Origin of the sequence: Streptomyces sp. NPDC002588 (assembly GCF_040295925.1) — a bacterium.
Lineage (GTDB): Bacteria > Actinomycetota > Actinomycetes > Streptomycetales > Streptomycetaceae > Streptomyces.
On record NZ_JBEOWF010000003.1, the window covers coordinates 1 to 16,348 of the forward strand.

11 protein-coding genes are annotated in these 16,348 nt (G+C 73.4%); 4 read left to right on the plus strand and 7 right to left on the minus strand.

Annotated features, from left to right (window positions below; translation table 11 throughout):
• Positions 1-487: 487 nt before the first annotated feature.
• Both ABT057_RS04670 and ABT057_RS04675 read right to left on the minus strand, forming a co-directional pair.
• Positions 488-1,669, minus strand: a complete 1,182-nt coding sequence (locus tag ABT057_RS04670) for an acyl-CoA dehydrogenase family protein (protein WP_352340983.1) — start codon at positions 1,667-1,669, stop codon at positions 488-490.
• A gap of 384 nt (positions 1,670-2,053) precedes the next feature.
• A complete protein-coding gene (locus ABT057_RS04675) occupies positions 2,054-2,968 on the minus strand; it encodes a LysR family transcriptional regulator (RefSeq protein WP_352340984.1) in 915 nt (304 codons plus the stop codon).
• Positions 2,969-3,122: 154 nt separating this feature from the next.
• Between ABT057_RS04675 and ABT057_RS04680 the strand changes: the two genes are divergently transcribed.
• From ABT057_RS04680 to ABT057_RS04690, 3 genes are all read left to right on the plus strand, one after another.
• Positions 3,123-5,414 (plus strand): FdhF/YdeP family oxidoreductase, encoded by a 2,292-nt coding sequence (locus ABT057_RS04680; RefSeq protein WP_352340985.1) that lies wholly within the window; start codon positions 3,123-3,125, stop codon positions 5,412-5,414.
• Positions 5,415-5,584: 170 nt separating this feature from the next.
• Positions 5,585-6,496, plus strand: a complete 912-nt coding sequence (locus tag ABT057_RS04685) for a LysR family transcriptional regulator (RefSeq protein WP_352340986.1) — start codon at positions 5,585-5,587, stop codon at positions 6,494-6,496.
• Positions 6,497-6,680: 184 nt separating this feature from the next.
• The gene (locus tag ABT057_RS04690) at positions 6,681-7,847 is read left to right on the plus strand and encodes an MBL fold metallo-hydrolase (protein ID WP_352340987.1); all 1,167 of its coding nucleotides are present in this window, start codon (positions 6,681-6,683) and stop codon (positions 7,845-7,847) included.
• 4 nt (positions 7,848-7,851) lie between these two features.
• Here ABT057_RS04690 and ABT057_RS04695 read toward each other — a convergent pair whose 3' ends face one another.
• The 5 genes from ABT057_RS04695 to ABT057_RS04715 all read right to left on the minus strand — a co-directional run bounded on the left by ABT057_RS04695 (position 7,852) and on the right by ABT057_RS04715 (position 15,490).
• Entirely contained in the window at positions 7,852-9,201 is a 1,350-nt protein-coding gene (locus tag ABT057_RS04695; protein WP_352340988.1) for an alpha/beta hydrolase, read from the minus strand.
• Positions 9,198-9,983 carry a LamG-like jellyroll fold domain-containing protein gene (locus ABT057_RS04700; protein ID WP_352340989.1) on the minus strand — a complete coding sequence of 262 codons (786 nt, stop codon included), beginning with the start codon at positions 9,981-9,983 and terminating at the stop codon, positions 9,198-9,200. Before ABT057_RS04700 ends, ABT057_RS04695 begins: the two co-directional genes overlap by 4 nt.
• Positions 9,984-10,013: 30 nt before the next feature.
• Positions 10,014-11,162 (minus strand): PP2C family protein-serine/threonine phosphatase, encoded by a 1,149-nt coding sequence (locus tag ABT057_RS04705; protein ID WP_352340990.1) that lies wholly within the window; start codon positions 11,160-11,162, stop codon positions 10,014-10,016.
• An 87-nt stretch (positions 11,163-11,249) separates the two neighbouring features.
• On the minus strand, positions 11,250-12,008 hold the full coding sequence (locus ABT057_RS04710; RefSeq protein ID WP_352340991.1) for an IclR family transcriptional regulator: 759 nt from the start codon (positions 12,006-12,008) through the stop codon (positions 11,250-11,252).
• Between the two features lie 53 nt (positions 12,009-12,061).
• The gene (locus ABT057_RS04715; RefSeq protein WP_352340992.1) at positions 12,062-15,490 is read right to left on the minus strand and encodes an ATP-binding protein; all 3,429 of its coding nucleotides are present in this window, start codon (positions 15,488-15,490) and stop codon (positions 12,062-12,064) included.
• A gap of 162 nt (positions 15,491-15,652) precedes the next feature.
• Between ABT057_RS04715 and ABT057_RS04720 the strand changes: the two genes are divergently transcribed.
• On the plus strand, positions 15,653-16,345 hold the full coding sequence (locus tag ABT057_RS04720; protein ID WP_352340993.1) for a hemerythrin domain-containing protein: 693 nt from the start codon (positions 15,653-15,655) through the stop codon (positions 16,343-16,345).
• The last annotated feature ends 3 nt before the right edge of the window (positions 16,346-16,348 follow it).

Here is a 16,348-nt window from a genome sequence, read left to right on the forward strand (position 1 = left end):
CGTCATAACCGATCGTGTGCAGCTTCTTGAACTCCGTGTGCCCACCCTCCACGATCGGCTCCTCGAGCGTGAACTCCTCCTCCCACAGAGCCCGCTCACGAAGACCCTTCGGCAGCCGGGTCTTGAACAGATCGACCGGCTCGATGATGTGCGAATCACCGGACACCACAAATTCCCTGAACACAGGCGGTACCTCTTTCGAACCTCGTCGTTCGCGCCAGAACCCGACCCGCGGATGAGGCCGAAGTTAGCTGTACCGACCGGTCCAGTCAATGATTCAGCATGCGAAATCACCAGACGGTTTCGCCTGAACTGGCTGACAATCAGCTGACATAGGGCCTATCGCGCATGCCTCTCCCGCAAGGGATCCTATTTCAGTACACTCAAATCACCGGAAACACACAGGTCTCGACCGCCCAGGACGTCGTGGAACCGTCGCCCGCCGTTCGCGTCCTCGGGGCACCCGAGCTGCCGCCCATCCGGCCCCTCAGATCAGGATGCGCATCGACTCTGGCAGTTCCAGCCCCATCCGGGCCAGCGCGTTCGCGTGATAGGCCGAGCCGGGCACATGGATCATGTGCTGCAGACCCACATGCGCGTCCCGCCAGAACCGCTGCATCGGATTGCCCCGCCGGATCGCGTTGCCACCGGACCGCGCGAAGATCTCATCCAGCGCGGAGACCGCCCGCCAGGCACACCGCACCTGATTGCGCCGCACATCCGCCCGGTCCTCCAGCGTGACCCGCTCACCCGCCTCCACCTGGTCGTACAACCGGCTGATCCCATCGATCAGCTGCACCCGCGACGCAGCGATCTCCGCCGCCGCCTCACCGGCCGCATACAGCACATACGGATCGTCACGCACCTGAACCCCGGTCACCGCCACCCGGTCACGCTGCTGCGCCAGATGCACCGCGAGCGCACCCTCACAGATACCGACGACAGCCGCGGTGATCCCGAGCGGGAACATCGAACTGAACGGCAGCCGGTACAGGGTGTCGGTGAGTCCGACGGCCTCCGCGGCCGTGCCCTCCTGGACCGATTCCTGCCGGATCACCCGGTGCTCGGGGATGAACGCCTTGTCCACGACGACATCCTTGCTGCCGGTCCCCGACAGCCCGATCACGTCCCACGTGCCGTCGACGATCTCGTAGTCCGACCGTGGCAGAACGACATGCAGCACGGTGATGGGGCCGGCGGGCCTGCCCTTGCCGTCCCCCAGCAGCGCGCCGAGGAAGTCCCAGCGGCAGTGGTCGCTGCCCGAGGAGAACGGCCAGCGTCCGCTGAGGACATAGCCGCCGTCCACCGGTTCGGCGATACCGTTCGGCATGTACGGCGAGGCGATCCAGGTGTCCGGATCGTCGTCCCAGACCTCGTGGGCGAGCCGGGGATCCATCTGCGCCAGCTCCCACGGGTGCACCCCTACGACGCCGCACACCCAGCCCGCGGCCCCGTCGTGCCGCGCGACCGCCATCACCGCTTCCGCGAAGTCCCGGGGGTGGGCGCCGAACCCCCCGAACTCCTTGGGCTGCAACAGCCGGATGACCCCGGCGGAACGGAGCAGTCCGACGGTCCGGTCGCTGAGCTTGCCGAGTGACTCGTTCTCGTCGGCGAGTGCGGCCAGTTCGGCACCCAGCTCCTCGACACGGCCGACCACTTCATGCGTCACGCCGCACACCTCCTGGTGGCTGATCCTTCGCCTGTGCCGCGCGTCCCGGGCGGCAGGGTGCCCTCAGTGTCGGGTCGCGGTACCGGTGCCGCTGCGCGCTTTCCGCTGACCGGGACAGGGCCCGCGGCCACGTGTCCGGGCGGATCGCCGTCAGGAACCACAGAGCTCCGGAGGCGCGTGAAGGTCGCGCCGTTCCGCGCCGGACACCGGCCGCGGGCGGGCAGCGGGTGCGCCTCCGGAGCGAGACCGCTCTGCGTGGTGAGCGATCATGGTCATCGAGAGTGCAGTCGCATTGTGATCGAATCTGGCCCGGCCGATAACGGAACGACAACGAAGCGGCGGGATCAGGCCGGTTGCGCGGGACCGGGGTTCGTCCCCCCGGGGCTACTCCGGCAGCCGGTCCAGCGTCGCGGCGACGCCGGACCGGTCGACCACGTCGATCAGCGCCTGGCCGATCACGGAGACCGGATCCCGCGCGGGGAGCACCAGGCCGATGCGCTCCGTGCGCAGCGGACGGACCAGGGGGACGGCGTGCATGCCCGCGGGGACGCCGAAGACGTGCAGCCAGGCGTGCGGCACGACGCTCGCCCACTGACCGGCTCTGACCTGCGCGAAGAGGGAGGCGATCGAGTCGGTCTCCACGCGTGGGGTCACGGAGAGTCCCACCGCCTCGAACACCGCGTCGAGCACCTGGCGGCCCTGCATCCCGGGGTGCAGCAGACACAGGGGGTACCGGGCGGCCTCTTCCCAGGAGATCTCGGCGGGGCCGGAGTCGGGACCGGGACGCTGGGTCAGCAGGACATAGCGTTCCCGGTAGAGGGGGACGAACTTGAAGTCGTGTGCCGCGACTGAGCTCTGGTAGGTCACGGCGGCGTCGAGCTCGTACGTCCGCAGGCGGCGGACGATGTCCTCGGCCTGGAGGTCGGCGAAGACCTGGACGGTGGCGAGCGGGTTGGCGGCGCAGAACGGCTGGGTCAGCAGCGCGACCGCCGTGGTCGCGGTCGGCACGGTCCCGATGCGCAGGCGGCCGGTCAGTCCGGCCCGCAGTGCCTGGATCTCGCCCTGCATGGCGTCGCGGTCGGCGAGGATGCGCTGCGCCCACAGGACGACGCGCTCGCCCTCGGGGGTGAGGCCGTCGAACCTGCGTCCCCGCTGGACGAGGGGGATGCCGAGTTCGTCCTCCAGCTTGCGGATGCCCTCGGACAGGGCCGGCTGGGAGACGTAGCAGGCCTGCGCCGCCTTCGCGAAGTGACGGGCGCGGGCGAGGGCGACGAGGTACTCGAGTTGGCGGAGCAGCACGCCTCAATGATCCACCGCGTCGCCGTGCCCGGCACCGGTGCCGCGCCTGTCTGATCGGTACCGCCGATCACGCGATAGCTGTTTCCGCTTTGACCTGGCTCGGAGCACCGGCGAACAGTGGGTGCGGACGTGCGGAGAGAGGGCGTGAGGTTCGATGCGGGATGCCGGCGGACCGGATGAGGAAGAGCTGTCGGTGACGGCCCCCAAGACGTGGGCCACCGGCGCTCCCGCGGTCGTCCACGCCCTGAGGTACGCCCTGGGCCAGACCTCGCCGAAGCGGACCGCGCTGACCCTGCTGAGCATCAACCAGCCGAAGGGCTTCGACTGCCCGGGCTGCGCCTGGCCCGAGCCGGCGCCCGGCCACCGGCATCGCAACGAGTACTGCGAGAACGGCGCCAAGCACATCGGCGACGAGGCCACCTCCCGGCGGGTGACCGCGGACTTCTTCCGGCGGTACTCAGTCGAAGAACTGAGCCGCAGGACCGACCACTGGCTCAACCAGCAGGGCCGGCTGACCGAGCCGATGGTGCTGTGGGAGGGCGCGACCCACTACGAGCCGGTCGGCTGGGACGAGGCGCTGGACCTGCTCGCAGGCGAGCTGCGCGCCCTGGATCACCCGGACGAGGCGCTGTTCTACACCTCCGGCCGGCTGGCGAACGAGCCGGCGTTCCTGCTCCAGCTGTTCGCGCGGGCCTTCGGCACCAACAACCTGCCGGACTGCTCCAACATGTGCCACGAGTCCAGCGGTTCGGCGCTGAACGAGACCCTGGGCATCGGCAAGGGCAGCGTCGGACTCGACGACCTCTACGACGCCGACCTGGTCTTCGTCGTCGGGCAGAACCCCGGCACCAACCATCCGCGGATGCTGTCCGCGCTGGAGGAGACCAAGCGCCGCGGCGGCAGCGTCGTCGCGGTCAATCCGCTGCCCGAGGCGGGGCTGCTGCGCTTCAGGCATCCGCAGAAGGCGCGGGGCGTGATCGGCCGCGGCACACAGATCGCCGACCAGTTCCTGCAGATCCGGCCCGGGGGCGACCTCGCGCTGTTCCAGGCGCTGAACCTGCTGCTGCTGGAGGCGGAGGACAAGGAGCCGGGCACGGTCCTCGACCGTGAGTTCATCGAGGCGCACACCACCGGCTACGACGCCTTCGCCGACCACATCCGCGAAACGTCGTGGGCCGAGGTCCTGCGGGCCACGGGACTGACCCGGGACGAGATCGAGCAGGTCCACGAGCGGGTCGTGAACAGCCGCAGCGTGATCGTCTGCTGGGCCATGGGCCTGACCCAGCACAAGCACGGCGTGCCCACGATCAGGGAGGTCGTCAACTTCCTGCTGCTGCGCGGCAACATCGGCCGGCCCGGCGCGGGGGTCTGCCCGGTGCGCGGGCACAGCAACGTCCAGGGCGACCGCACCATGGGCATCTGGGAGCGGATGCCCCAGCCGTTCCTGGACCGGCTGGGACGGGAGTTCGCGTTCACCGCGCCCACGGCGCACGGGCTGGACTCCGTCGACTCCATCCGGGCCATGCGCGACGGGCGGGCCAAGCTGTTCCTCGGGGTCGCGGGCAACTTCGTCCGGGCGATGTCCGACAGCGAGGTCACCGAGCGCGCGATGCGGGGCTGCCGGCTGACCGCGCACATCTCGACCAAGCTCAACCGGTCCCACACGGTGTGCGGACGTACGGCGCTGATCCTGCCGACGCTCGGCCGCAGCGACCGTGACGTCCAGTCGGGCGGCGAGCAGTTCATGACGGTCGAGGACTCCATGAGCGAGGTGCACGCCACGCGTGGCCGGCTCGACCCGGCATCCGCGCACCTGTTGAGCGAGGTGTCCATCATCACCCGCCTCGCCCGCAAGGTGCTCGGCGGCGAACCGGACATCCCCTGGGCGGACTTCGAGGCCGACTACGACCTCGTCCGCGACCGCATCGCCCGGGTCGTCGAGGGGTTCGAGGACTTCAACGAGCGGGTCCGGCGGCCCGGCGGTTTCCGGCTGCCGAACCCGGTCAACTCCCGGGTGTTCCGCACGCCGAGCGGCAAGGCCGTCTTCAGCGTCAACGACTTCACCGTGCTGGAGGCGCCCAAGGGGCATCTGGTCCTGCAGACCCTGCGGTCGCACGACCAGTGGAACACCGTTCCGTACGCGATGGACGACCGCTACCGGGGCATCAAGGGCGGCCGGCGCGTGGTGCTCGTGAACCCGGCCGACCTCACCGAACTCGGACTCGCGGACGGCGCTCTCGTCGACCTGGTCGGTGTCTGGTCCGACGGCGCCGAGCGGCGGGCCGCCGGCTTCCGGGTCGTCGGCTACCCCACTCCCCCGGGTTCGGCCGCCGCGTACTACCCGGAGACCAATGTCCTGGTGCCGCTGGACAGCGTCGCGGACATCAGCAACACGCCGACTTCGAAGAGCGTGATCGTCCGGCTGGAGCGGGCGGCGTCGGTCTGATACGCCCGCTCACGGGTCCCGGGGCCCGTCCCGGGCCCGTGACCGCGGCCTCACTTCTCACCTCTCGCGCGATCCGGGAGGTCTCTGTTAGCGTCGGCTGCTAGAACGTTTAAGTAGCCTCTTGAGCAGCAGTTCGAGTGGCAGAGTCGCCGCACCTCGCAAGGATCTCCATGGACCGCATGCTCCTGATGCGCAGCTTCGTCACCGTCGCGCAGCACGGCAGTTTCAGCGGAGCCGCCCGAGCGCTGGGCTCGTCGGGCTCGCTCGTCTCCCGTCACGTCGCCGAGCTGGAGCGGCAGCTCGGTGTCCGGCTGGTCAACCGCACGTCCCGTTCGGTCAGCCTGACCGAACCCGGCCTGCGCTACTCCGAGTTCGCCGCCCGCATCCTCGCCGAGGTGGAGACGGAGGAGGCCGAGATCGCGCAGCAGCACGACCGGGCGGAGGGTCCGCTGAGCGTCGTCTGCCCCAAGTGGATCGGGAGCCTCGACGTCGGGGACGCGATCGCCGCCTTCGCCGCCGCACACCCGAAGATCGCCGTACGGTTCGAGCTGGGCGGGCTCTCGGAGCGCACGTACGACTTCCTGGACGGCGGATTCGACGTGGCCCTGCACACCAGGGACCTGCGGGACTCCCGGGTGCACCTCAAGAAGATCGCGTCGCTCCCCTTCACCCTGTGCGCGTCCGAGGAGTACGTCGCACGGCACGGTCCCCTCACCCGCCCCGACGAACTGGCCGCGCACGACTGTCTGGTGCACGTCAACGAGCCCGTCTGGCGTCTCGGGTACGGCCCCACGTCCACGCTGCACAAGATCCGCAACGTGGTGTTCTCCTCCAACTCCTACCTCGCCCTGCAGAAGGCCGCCGTGCGGGGCCGGGGCATCGCCCTGCTCCCCCAGCGCTCGGCCTACGACGATCTCGTCTCCGGCGCCCTGCGGGCCCAGCTTCCCGGTGTGCCCGTGCCCGACCGCCCGCTGTACGCGGTCTACGGTCCGGGCCAGACCGTGCCGCGCAAGACCGTCACCCTGCTCGCGTTCCTCACCAGGTGGTTCAAGGAGAACCCGATCCCGGTGATCGGTCCCTGACGGCACGGGGCCTCGGCCGGCTCACCGGCACGGCCAACACGTCACCTCAGGTTGCGCGCCGCGCTCTCCCCGGGTGTGCGCGGTGGGGTGCAGGCTTCCGCCCAGTGATCGGGGCCGCAGCGGGCCGCGCGAGGACGCTGCCGCCGTCGTCATGTCCTCCCCACCGCAGAGGAGCCGCCCCGCCATGTGCAGCACCGCAGAGAACGAACCGTCGCTCAGGGACACGTCCGCCGCGTCGCCGCCGGAGCCCGGGCGCACCAGCCGCAGAACGGTGCTGGGCGCCCTGGCCTCGTCCGCCGTCGCCTCCGCCGCCCTCCTGCAAGGTGCGACCCCGGCCGCGGCGGCGACACCCGCGGTCGCCTCCGACGGGCCCCTGTCGCTCGTGCTCCTGGGCACCAACGGCGGTCCGCCGCCGCTGGCGAACCGGTACGGCATCTCGTCCGCCCTCGTCGTGGACGGCAGGACGTACGTCGTCGACTGCGGACGCGGAGCGGTCACCCAGTACCTGCGGGCGGGACTGTCGCTGCCCTCGCTCGCCGGCATCTTCCTCACCCACCTCCACGCCGATCACGTCGTCGACTACTACTCCTTCCCCCTGCTGTGCGCGGGTGCGGCCGGCGCACAGGGGTTCCGGCAACCGGTCGCCGTGTACGGCCCCGGCCCCGCGGGCGTCTCCTCCACCGTGGCGGGCGCGCCGGGTCCCGTACCGGGCACCGTCGCCATGTCGAAGCTTGCCGGGCAGGCCTACGCCGCCTCCCCCACGTTCTTCATGACCGAGCACGCCGGTGTCGACCCGGCGACGCTGCTGGACGTCCACGACGTGCTGCCCCCGGCCGGGGTCGCCGCGTCCGCGACGGACACCGCACCCGCCATGCGGCCCTTCACCGTCATGGAGGACGACCACGTCAGAGTGACCGCCGTGCTGGTCCCGCACGGCGCGGTGTTCCCCGCCTACGCCTACCGCTTCGACACCGGCCACGGGAGCGTCGTCTTCTCCGGCGACACCGCCCTCACCCCCAACGTCATCACGCTCGCCCGCAACGCCGACGTCCTGGTCCACGAGGCCCTCCACCCCGCCGGGCTGGCGGGTCTGGGCCTGCCGCAAGCCCTCATCGACCACATCCTCACCACCCACACCGACGTGGCCGAGCTCGGCCGGATCGCCGCCGAGGCGGACGCCCGCACACTGGTGGCCACCCACCTCGGCCCCGGCGACCCGGCCGCCGTCTCCGACGCGCGCTGGCGCCGCCTGCTGCGCGAGAGCGCGCGCCACCACGGCTACGGCGGCCGCACGCTGCTGGGGACGGACCTGATGCATGTGCCGGTGCCGGGCCGGCCGGGAACCGCCTGACGGGTCAGCGCAGCCGGGCGAGGAACGGCGCGAGGGTGCGGGTGAGGGTGTTGTGCGCCGGTGCGGCGAACAGCGGGTCGAGGTGGTTCATCCCGCCGTCCGTCTCGTAGGTCGCGTACGGGATGCGGGAGCCGGCCACGACCTCGCGGGCGGCCGAGACGACGGTCCCCTCGGCATAGCTCGTCTGGAAGGCGTACAGCGGGGTGTCCAGGTCCCCGGCGTGCAGCAGTCGCAGGCCGAGCGAGCGGGCCAGGCCGGTGTCGGCGTAGGGGTCGGTGACGTCGAGGTCCACCGACAGCCGCGCCGGCCAGTACCACTCCCACACGGCCGGCACGGGCCCGCCCGCGTACGCCTCGGCGACCCGGCCGATGGGCGTGATGCCGGTGTCGGTCCAGCCGTGCACCCCGCCGCCGTCGGTGAGGTGCCCGGAGTGCACGCTGATGTCGTTCGGCCAGCCGAAGCCGGTGTCCACCAGGGTGCCGAGGAGCGCGGCGTTGGTGACCGGCACCGGCGGCCGCAGCGCGTCGGGCATGCGGGGCTGCAGGACCGAGGGGCCGTCCGGGTCCCGGTGGGCGTACCAGCCCGCGAGCTGGTACCAGATCTGGGTGCTCTCCGGGCGGGCGCCCAGTCCGACGGCGCTCAGGGTCAGGTCGAACACCGCCCCGCCGTCGATCGCCGCGAGCCGCTCGCGCACCTCCTCCGGCGAGTTCGCCACCGGTTGCCCGGTGCCGTCGAAGGCGCCGCGCACCCCGCCGTCGACCAGCACCAGAGCGGCGAGGTCCCGGTACCCGGGGCGGCCGTCGAAGTCCCAGGCGGCGTAGGCCATCGCGGTCGTGGCGCCCCACGAGTGGCCGCCGAGCACCACCCGGCGCCGTCCGCCGTGCGCGGCGGCCTTGACGACCGTGTCCAGGTCCGCGACCGTGCGGGCGAGGCCCCAGTCCGCGGCGAAGGCGGAGGCGGCGGGGTCCTGCGAGCGGTAGTGGCCGTCCAGGTAGTAGCCGGCCGGGTCGGCGCCGGTGAAGCCCGAGCGGTCGGCGAGGTTCTCCTCGCGCCGGTCGAACGCCCACACCTGGATGCCGGGCAGGGCCGCGACGAGGTCGCGGGCGAGCAGCCGGAAGTCGTTCGCGGCGCCGAACATGCCGGGGACGAGCACCAGGACGGTGCGGGCCGTGTCCGGGCCGACCTTGAGCACGTGCACCCGGTCGGTTCCGGCCGGACCGCCGCCGTCCCCGACGGGCAGCGGCAGATACGGCTCCCCGCCTCGTGCGGCAGCGGCGGCCGTACCCACGGTCAGCGCGGCGAACCCGCCCGCCATCCCGCCCAGGACCACCCTGCGCGACAGTCCCCGCGTCATGCGGCGCACCCCCCGACCCGCCGGCTGCCCAGCGCCACGTCGTCCATGCGCATCTCGTAGGAGGACGGCGTGGGGTCGGCCTGGTACAGCTGCCAGCCCAGCTTGAGCCGGTCGAAGGCGGGGAAGACGAAGTCGTCCGGCGTGCCGCCGTGCCGCGTGGTGGAGACGGTCAGTTCGGGGCGCTCGGCGCCGTTCAGGTAGACGGTGACGCGGTTGTCGGTCGCGTCGAGATGGAACTCCGCGCACTGCCAGGTGCCGGCGGTGGCGGGGGCGGAGGTCTGCCAGGCGGTCCAGTCGCCGGTGGGTCCGAGGTCCGAGCCGACGCCCCAGAAATTCGCCCGCGCCGTGGGGACGTACTGGCCGCCCAGCGGGCGTACGAGGGTGGGGGCGTCGGAGCCGGAGGCCTCGGCGATCGTCCAGTGCGCCCAGTCGGGGGCGGTGGGGAACGCGTCGACGCGCAGCCGCAGCCGGGCCCAGAGACTGTTGCCGGCGGGGGCGAGGCCGGACAGGACGAGGAAGGCGCGGCCGTTGCCCTCCGTGCGCAGCCGCAGTTCGCGGCCGTGGCCGTCGCTGCCGGGGACGACGGTCAGCGAGCCGTTCGAGGTGTCGGCGGTCCAGCCGTGGGCGGCGGTGACCGGGCCGAGGGGCAGGCGGTCGAAGGTCTCCCGCGCGAAGATGCCGTGGGGGACGCGGGTCGTGGGGGTGGCCGAGGCGGTGGGGGGTGTCGCGAGCAACGCGGCCGAGGCGGCCAGCAGAGCGGCGAACTTCCTCATGCGTGTCATGCGCCCAGTCTGCAACAGCCGTCACAGCCGTCACACAGCCCGTTCCCCCAACAGCAGCCTGGGAGAGGTGAGTTGGTGAACGACCTCGGCGGCGGCCGGCGGCTTGCGGAGGAGCAGCAGCGCCGCGTCGTCGTGGAGCCGGCCGCCCACGTGCGCGAGCAGTTCGTCGTGGAGGGCGTCGAGGGTACGGGCGGGCTCGTCGGACAGATGGCGGGCGAGGCCCTCGGCGAGCGGGTAGAACGCGCGGTCGTGGTCGCGGGCCTCGGTCACCCCGTCGGTGTAGAGGAGCAGTTGGTCGCCGTCGGCGAAGGACAGCTCGTGGCGGCCGGGCGTCTCGTCCGTGAGGGCGCGCAGGCCGAGGGGCGGGGCGGGACGGACGGGCTCCACCGCGACGACCTCGCCGGCCGCGCGGACCAGCAGCGGAGGGGCGTGTCCGCAGTTCACGACCTCCAGCCGGCCGGCCCCCGGATACCCGGCGACCACGGCGGTCACGAAGTCGTCGGGGCCGAGGTTGCGCGCGAGACTGCGCTCGATCCGGTCGACGACGGCGAGGAGGTCGGGCTCGTCGTAGGCGGCCTCGCGGAAGACGCCGAGCACCAGGGCGGCGGTCCCGACGGCGGGCAGTCCCTTGCCGCGCACGTCGCCGACGATCACCCGCACCCCGTACGGCGTGTTCACCAGGGCGTAGAGGTCCCCGCCGATCCGGGCCTCGGCCGCGGCGGCGCTGTAGCGGACGGCCGCCTGGAAGGGGCCGACGGTTTCCGGTACGGGTGTGAGCAGGGCGTGCTGGGCGGCCTCCGCCACGGAGCGGACGGCCGCGAGGACCCGTTCCCGGCGCCCCCGCAGCATGCCGGCCAGGCCGCTCGCCAGCGTCACGGCGCCCAGGGCGGACATGACTCCCGCCAGGTCCCGGGCGGGGACCCCGTGCCGGATGCCGAGCAGGGCGCCGGACACGGCCGCGAGGAGTCCGACGCAGAGGACACCGCGCGGTCCGTTGGTGGTGGCGGCCAGCGCGGGACCGGCCGCGAGCAGGGGCAGCACGATCATCCCGGCGCCGCCGTGGAGGTCGACGAGGGCCACGACGAGAACGATCAGCAGGGGCAGCGCCGGTCCTGCCACCACATGCCTGAACAGGTGTGCCGGCCGGTGGCCGCCGCCACGGTGTCGGGCCTGGTTCATATCGCGTCCGCAATCCTCACCTGTGTGCCGAATGTCCGTTTACCTCAGGAAAGCGGGTCCGGCCCGGGCGCCACAAGGAGCGGGATTTCAGATAGTGAGCGACAGGCCCCTGGTCACGCGGCTCGCCGTCGGGAGCAGCCGGGCGCGGATCTCCGGCAGCCGGGAGAGCTTGTCGGCGGGCAGGGACACGCCGAGCGAGCCGAGGGTGTCGCCGCTGTGGACGGGGACGGCGACGCAGACCGTGCCGAGGGCGTACTCCTCCAGGTCGGTGACGGCCGGGGCCACGGGTGAGGACTCCAGCTGCCGCAGCAGTTCCGGGGGGCTGGTGATGGTCCTCGGGGTGAGGTCGGCGAGGTGGTGACGGGAGAGGTAGTCCTTGCGGGCCTCGTCGTCCAGCTCCCGCAGCACGGACTTGCCCAGCGCGGTGGCGTGCCCGGCGTCCTCGAAGCCCACCCAGAGGTCGACCCGCGGCGCCCGGGGGCCGTCGACGATCTCGGCGACCCGGATCTCGCCCTCCTCGTAGAAGGTGAGGTAGGCGGCGGTCGCGAGCTCGTCCCGCAGCGCGGTCAGCGTCGGCCGGACCCGGCTGAGCAGCACCTGCCCCCGGCCCGCGGTGTGCACGGTGCGCAGCTTGTCACCGAGGACGAACCCGCCGTCCTCCAGTTTGCGCACGTAGCCGTCGTGGACCAGCGTGCGCAGCAGGTGGTAGGCGGTGGCCAGGGGCAGACCGGTCTCCCGCGCCAGTAGCTTGGCCGGCGCGCCGTTGTCGTGCGCGCTCACCGCCTCCAGCAGCCTGAAGGCCCGCTGCACGGACGTGATGAGAGTGGGACCGTCCTGCGCACCCATACGACCAGCGTGCGCCGGGCGTCCCCGCCGGGCAAGGCGGCTTCGGGAGGGGCCTACGTGGCGAAGGTCCGGCGGCGGGAGTTCGTCTCCGTCAGGTCGGCCGCGGCCCGGTGGGCGGCGGCGGTGAGGTGGGGCGAGCCCCAGGCGCGGGCAGTGCGGACGGCCAGCGCGTAGTGCTCGGCGGCGGCCCGGTCCTCGCCGAGGAGCCGGTACAGGTCGCCGAGGGCGTGGGCGAGCGGGCGGGTCGCGTAGGCGGCGCCGGCGGCGCCCGCGAGCTGCTCCCGGAGGGGCCGCAGATGCCCGATCAGCGCGGCCGCGGTGGTGTGGTCGTCCTGGAGGACGGCGAGCTGGGAGCGGACGTCGAGTTCGATGCCGTAGAGGTGGTCGGTGACCGGTTCCGGCGGGAAGTGCACGGCGCGCGCCTCGTCGTGCCGGCCGAGGCGGGTCAGGGCGAGCGCGAGCAGAACGCCCACGGACGGCCCCGCGAACTCGTGCACCGCGCGGATGATCCGTTCGATCTCCGCGGTGCGTCCCTGGGCGAACCGGACGGTGATCAGCCCGAGGGTCCGCAGGCCCGTGGCGTGGTGCGCCCCGACCCGCTTCAGCAGCCCGTCGGCCTGCGCGTATCCGGCCTCGGCGGCGTCGAAGCGGCCGGTGACGGTGGCCAGCATGGCGGAGGTCGCGGCGCCCAGGCCCTGTGCCCAGAGCATCCGGTAGCGGCGGGCGAGGGCCAGCCCTTCGGCGGTGTGCCGGTTCAGGGCCTCGGGGTCGTTGCGGGCGGCGGCGGTCATGCCGTCGAGGTGCTCGCAGATCCAGCGGTAGGCGGGCAGGTCGTGCGTCCGGGCGAGGTCGCGCAGCTCGGCCACGAGCGGGGTGCGGTCGGCGCCCTGCTCCTCGTGCGGCAGCAGCTTGGCGGACGTCATCAGCGCGGCGGCCAGCAGCCGCGGTTCGCCGCCCGCGCGGGCGAGCGCGAGCTGGGAGCGGGCCGCGTCCAGGGCCCGGGGGGCGTCCTCGGCGGCCACGGCGTCGACGAGCACCTGGAGCACCCGGGCGCGGGTGGGGTCGTCCAGCCCGGAATCGGCGGCCAACACCTCCAGCCGGGCCAGCGCGGCACGGTCGTAGGGGCCCTCCAGCCGGCTGCGCCACGGGGAGGGCTCGGTCCACGCGCCGTAGACCGCGGCGACCAGGTCGCCCCGGCCGGCCTGTTCGGCCAGTTCGACGGCCCGCTGCCGGGTACCCTGCGCCGCGTCCGTGGACCCGGCCCTGACCTGCGCCCCGAGCAGCCGCACCAGCAGCCCGACGGTCTCCTCCGGCCGCCCGTACGGGTCGGGCACGGCGGCCGTGTGCACCTCGATCGCCTGCCGGATCAGGTCCACGGCGACGTCGTGGGCGTAGCGCCGCTCGGCGGCCTCTGCGGCGCGCAGGGCGTAGTCGACGGCGAGCGGCGCGTCGACGGCGCTGCCGGAGCAGGCGAAGTGGTGGGCGAGGGCGGCGAGGTCGTCGGGGCGGTGGCGGCGCAGCACGCGGGCGATACGGCCGTGCAGCCGGCCGCGCCGTACGCCGGAGAGGTCGGTGTACACGGTGTCGCGGACGAGCGCGTGCACGAACCGCACCCGGCCGGGGCCCGGCTCGGTGAGCAGGTCGGCGGCGAGGGCGGCGTCGAGTCCCTCCAGCACCTCGTCCTCGTCGGCGTCGGCCGCGTCGAGCAGCAGCGCCACCTCGGCCTCGAGGCCGACGACCGCGGTGAGCCTGACGGCGGCCCGGGCGCCGTCGGGCAGCAGGGCCAGCCGTCTGCGCAGCACGTCCCGGACGCCCTGCGGCACCTCGGACACGGCGACCAGGGCGCCTTCGCTGGCGAGCAGCCGGGCGCTCTCCAGCACGTAGAAGGGGTTGCCGCCGGTGCGCTCGGCGAGGGCGGCCACGGTCGTGGCGTCGACGGGCTCGCCGCAGACGGCGTCGACCACGGTGGCGACGTCGGCCGGCGGCAGCCCGCGCAGCGCGACGCGGTGCGGGGCGCCGGGGGCGAGCTGGGCGAGGGTCTTGCCGAGCTGCTCCCCGGTCTCGGCGGGCCGGTAGCTCGCGACGGTGAGCAGGGGCACGCCCGTGACCTCTGCGGCCGCCTCCAGCAGGGCGAGGGTCTCGCCGTCGGCGCGGTGCAGGTCCTCGATGACCACGGCGAGCGGGGCGGCACCGGCCGCCGCGCGCAGCCAGCCGGCGAACGCGCGGTGCATCCGGAAGCGTCCGGCGGTCGCCTGGTCACGGGTCGTGTCGTGACGAGGCGCGTCGTCGCGGGTCGCAGCCTCCCGCGTCGTCGCGTCACGGGTGGCGGCGGCCACGCCGTCCGGCTCGCGCAGCAGAACGGCGAGGTCTCCGGAGGGGGCCGGCGGAAGGTCCCGGGCGAGCGCGCCGAGGGCCTCCACCCAGGCCCAGGCGGGCGGCGCGCCCTCGTACTCGGGGCACCGTCCGACCACCACCGTCCACCCGTCGGCCCGCAGCAGCCCGGCGAGCCGGTCGAGCAGCGCCGACTTCCCGGCCCCCGCCTCCCCGGTGACCAGCACCGTCCCGCCCCCGTCCCGGGCGGCCCGCGCCGCGGAGTCCAGTGCGCGCAGCTCACCGGTACGGCCGACGAAGAGACCGGCCCGGCGCCGGACGGGACTGACGGGCGCCGGCGCCGGCGTCTGCGTCGCCACGGCCGAACCAGTGGGCGTCGGTGCGGGGACGAAGGACCGCAGTACGTCGAGTCTCTGGGCGAGTACGGCCCGTTCCAGTTCCTTGAGGGCCGGGCCCGGGTCGCAGCCCAGTTCCTCGCGGAGGGTCCGGGCCGCCCGGCGCAGGGTGGAGAGCGCGTCGGCCTGGCGGCCGCGGGCCCAGTGGGCCAGGGCCAGCAGCCGCCAGCCCTCCTCCCGCAACGGGCTCTGTCCGACGAGGACTTCGGCCGCCGGCACCGCCTCGGCGGCGCGGCCGGTGCGCAGGTCGGCGGCCACGGCGAGTTCGCCGGCCTCGGTGCGCAGTTCCGTCAGCCGGGCCACCTCCGGCGCGGCCCAGGTCTCGTCCGCGTGCTCGGCGAAGGCGGGCCCCTGCCACCAGCCGAGGGCCTCGGCGAGCAGGGCACGGGCCTCCTCGGCCGGGGCACGGCGGGCGCGGCCCACCGCCGCCTCGAACCGCCAGGCGTCCACGGCGTCCGGGGACAGCCGCAGGGCGTAGCCGGGAGGGGCGGTGACCAGGACGGCCGCCGGGGTGCGGGGCGGCCGTCCGGGCTCCAGCGAGCGGCGCAGATGCGAGACATAGGTGTGCAGGGACACCGTGGCCTTCGCGGGCGGTTCCCCGCGCCACAGCGCGTCGGTCATCCGGTCCACGGGGACGACGCTGCCGCGCGCCGCCGTCAGCAGCGACAGCACGGCGCGCTGCCGTGGCGCGCCCAGGTCGACGGGTCCGCCCCCGACCTCGGCGCCCAGCGGACCCAGGACTCGTATACGCAGCACGCCGCGGGAATCTACCCGAGCCGTGGTTCCGTGCCGTCAACGGACGATAAACGGGGCCCGGTTGCCCCGGTGCGGGTCGCCAAGCGGATCCCAAGCGACCGCCAAGCGGCGCGCGGATCCTGGGTGGCTGTTGCCGGTCCTTGAGCGTTGGAGTTCCCGAGCGTGTCCCCCAGCAGTACGACTGACGAACGTCCCCCGGCCGAGCGGCCGTACACCCACGAGATGGTCGTGGTCCACCGTGTCTTCCGCCGCGAGTCGGCGCTCCTGCCCCGCCTGGTGCGCGCGGTCCCCGAGGGCGGGGCGGCCCGCGCGGCGCAGGTCGCGGCGCATCTGCGCGAGTACGTCGGCGGGTTGCACCACCATCACGCCCTGGAGGACGAGCTGGTCTGGCCGCTGCTGCACGCTCGTGCCGCGCGGGACGACGAGCTGGTCTCCCGGATGGAGGAGCAGCACCGGCGCATCGACCGCACGCTGGAGGCGGTCGAGGAGTGGACTCCCGCCTGGGAGAGGGCGGCGGACCGTATCGCCGGGGAGGAACTGGCGCTGGCCCTGGAAGCGCACCGCGCCGCGCTGCTCGAACACCTCGACGACGAGGAGCGGTTGGTGCTTCCGCTGGTCGCCGGGCATCTGACCGTGGCGGAGTGGGACGTGGTCGGCACGCGCGGTCTGGAGCGGATCCCGAAGAACAGGCTGTTCATCGCTCTCGGGGCCATCCTGGAGGAGGCCACGCCCGAGGAGCGGGCCTACTTCCTGGGCAGGGCCCCGCTGGCGGGCCGGCTGCTGTGGGCGGTCGTCGGGCGGCGCCAGTACGCCGCCGCGTGCCGGGCGATCCGCGGTCCGCTGGACGGTGAGTAGAAC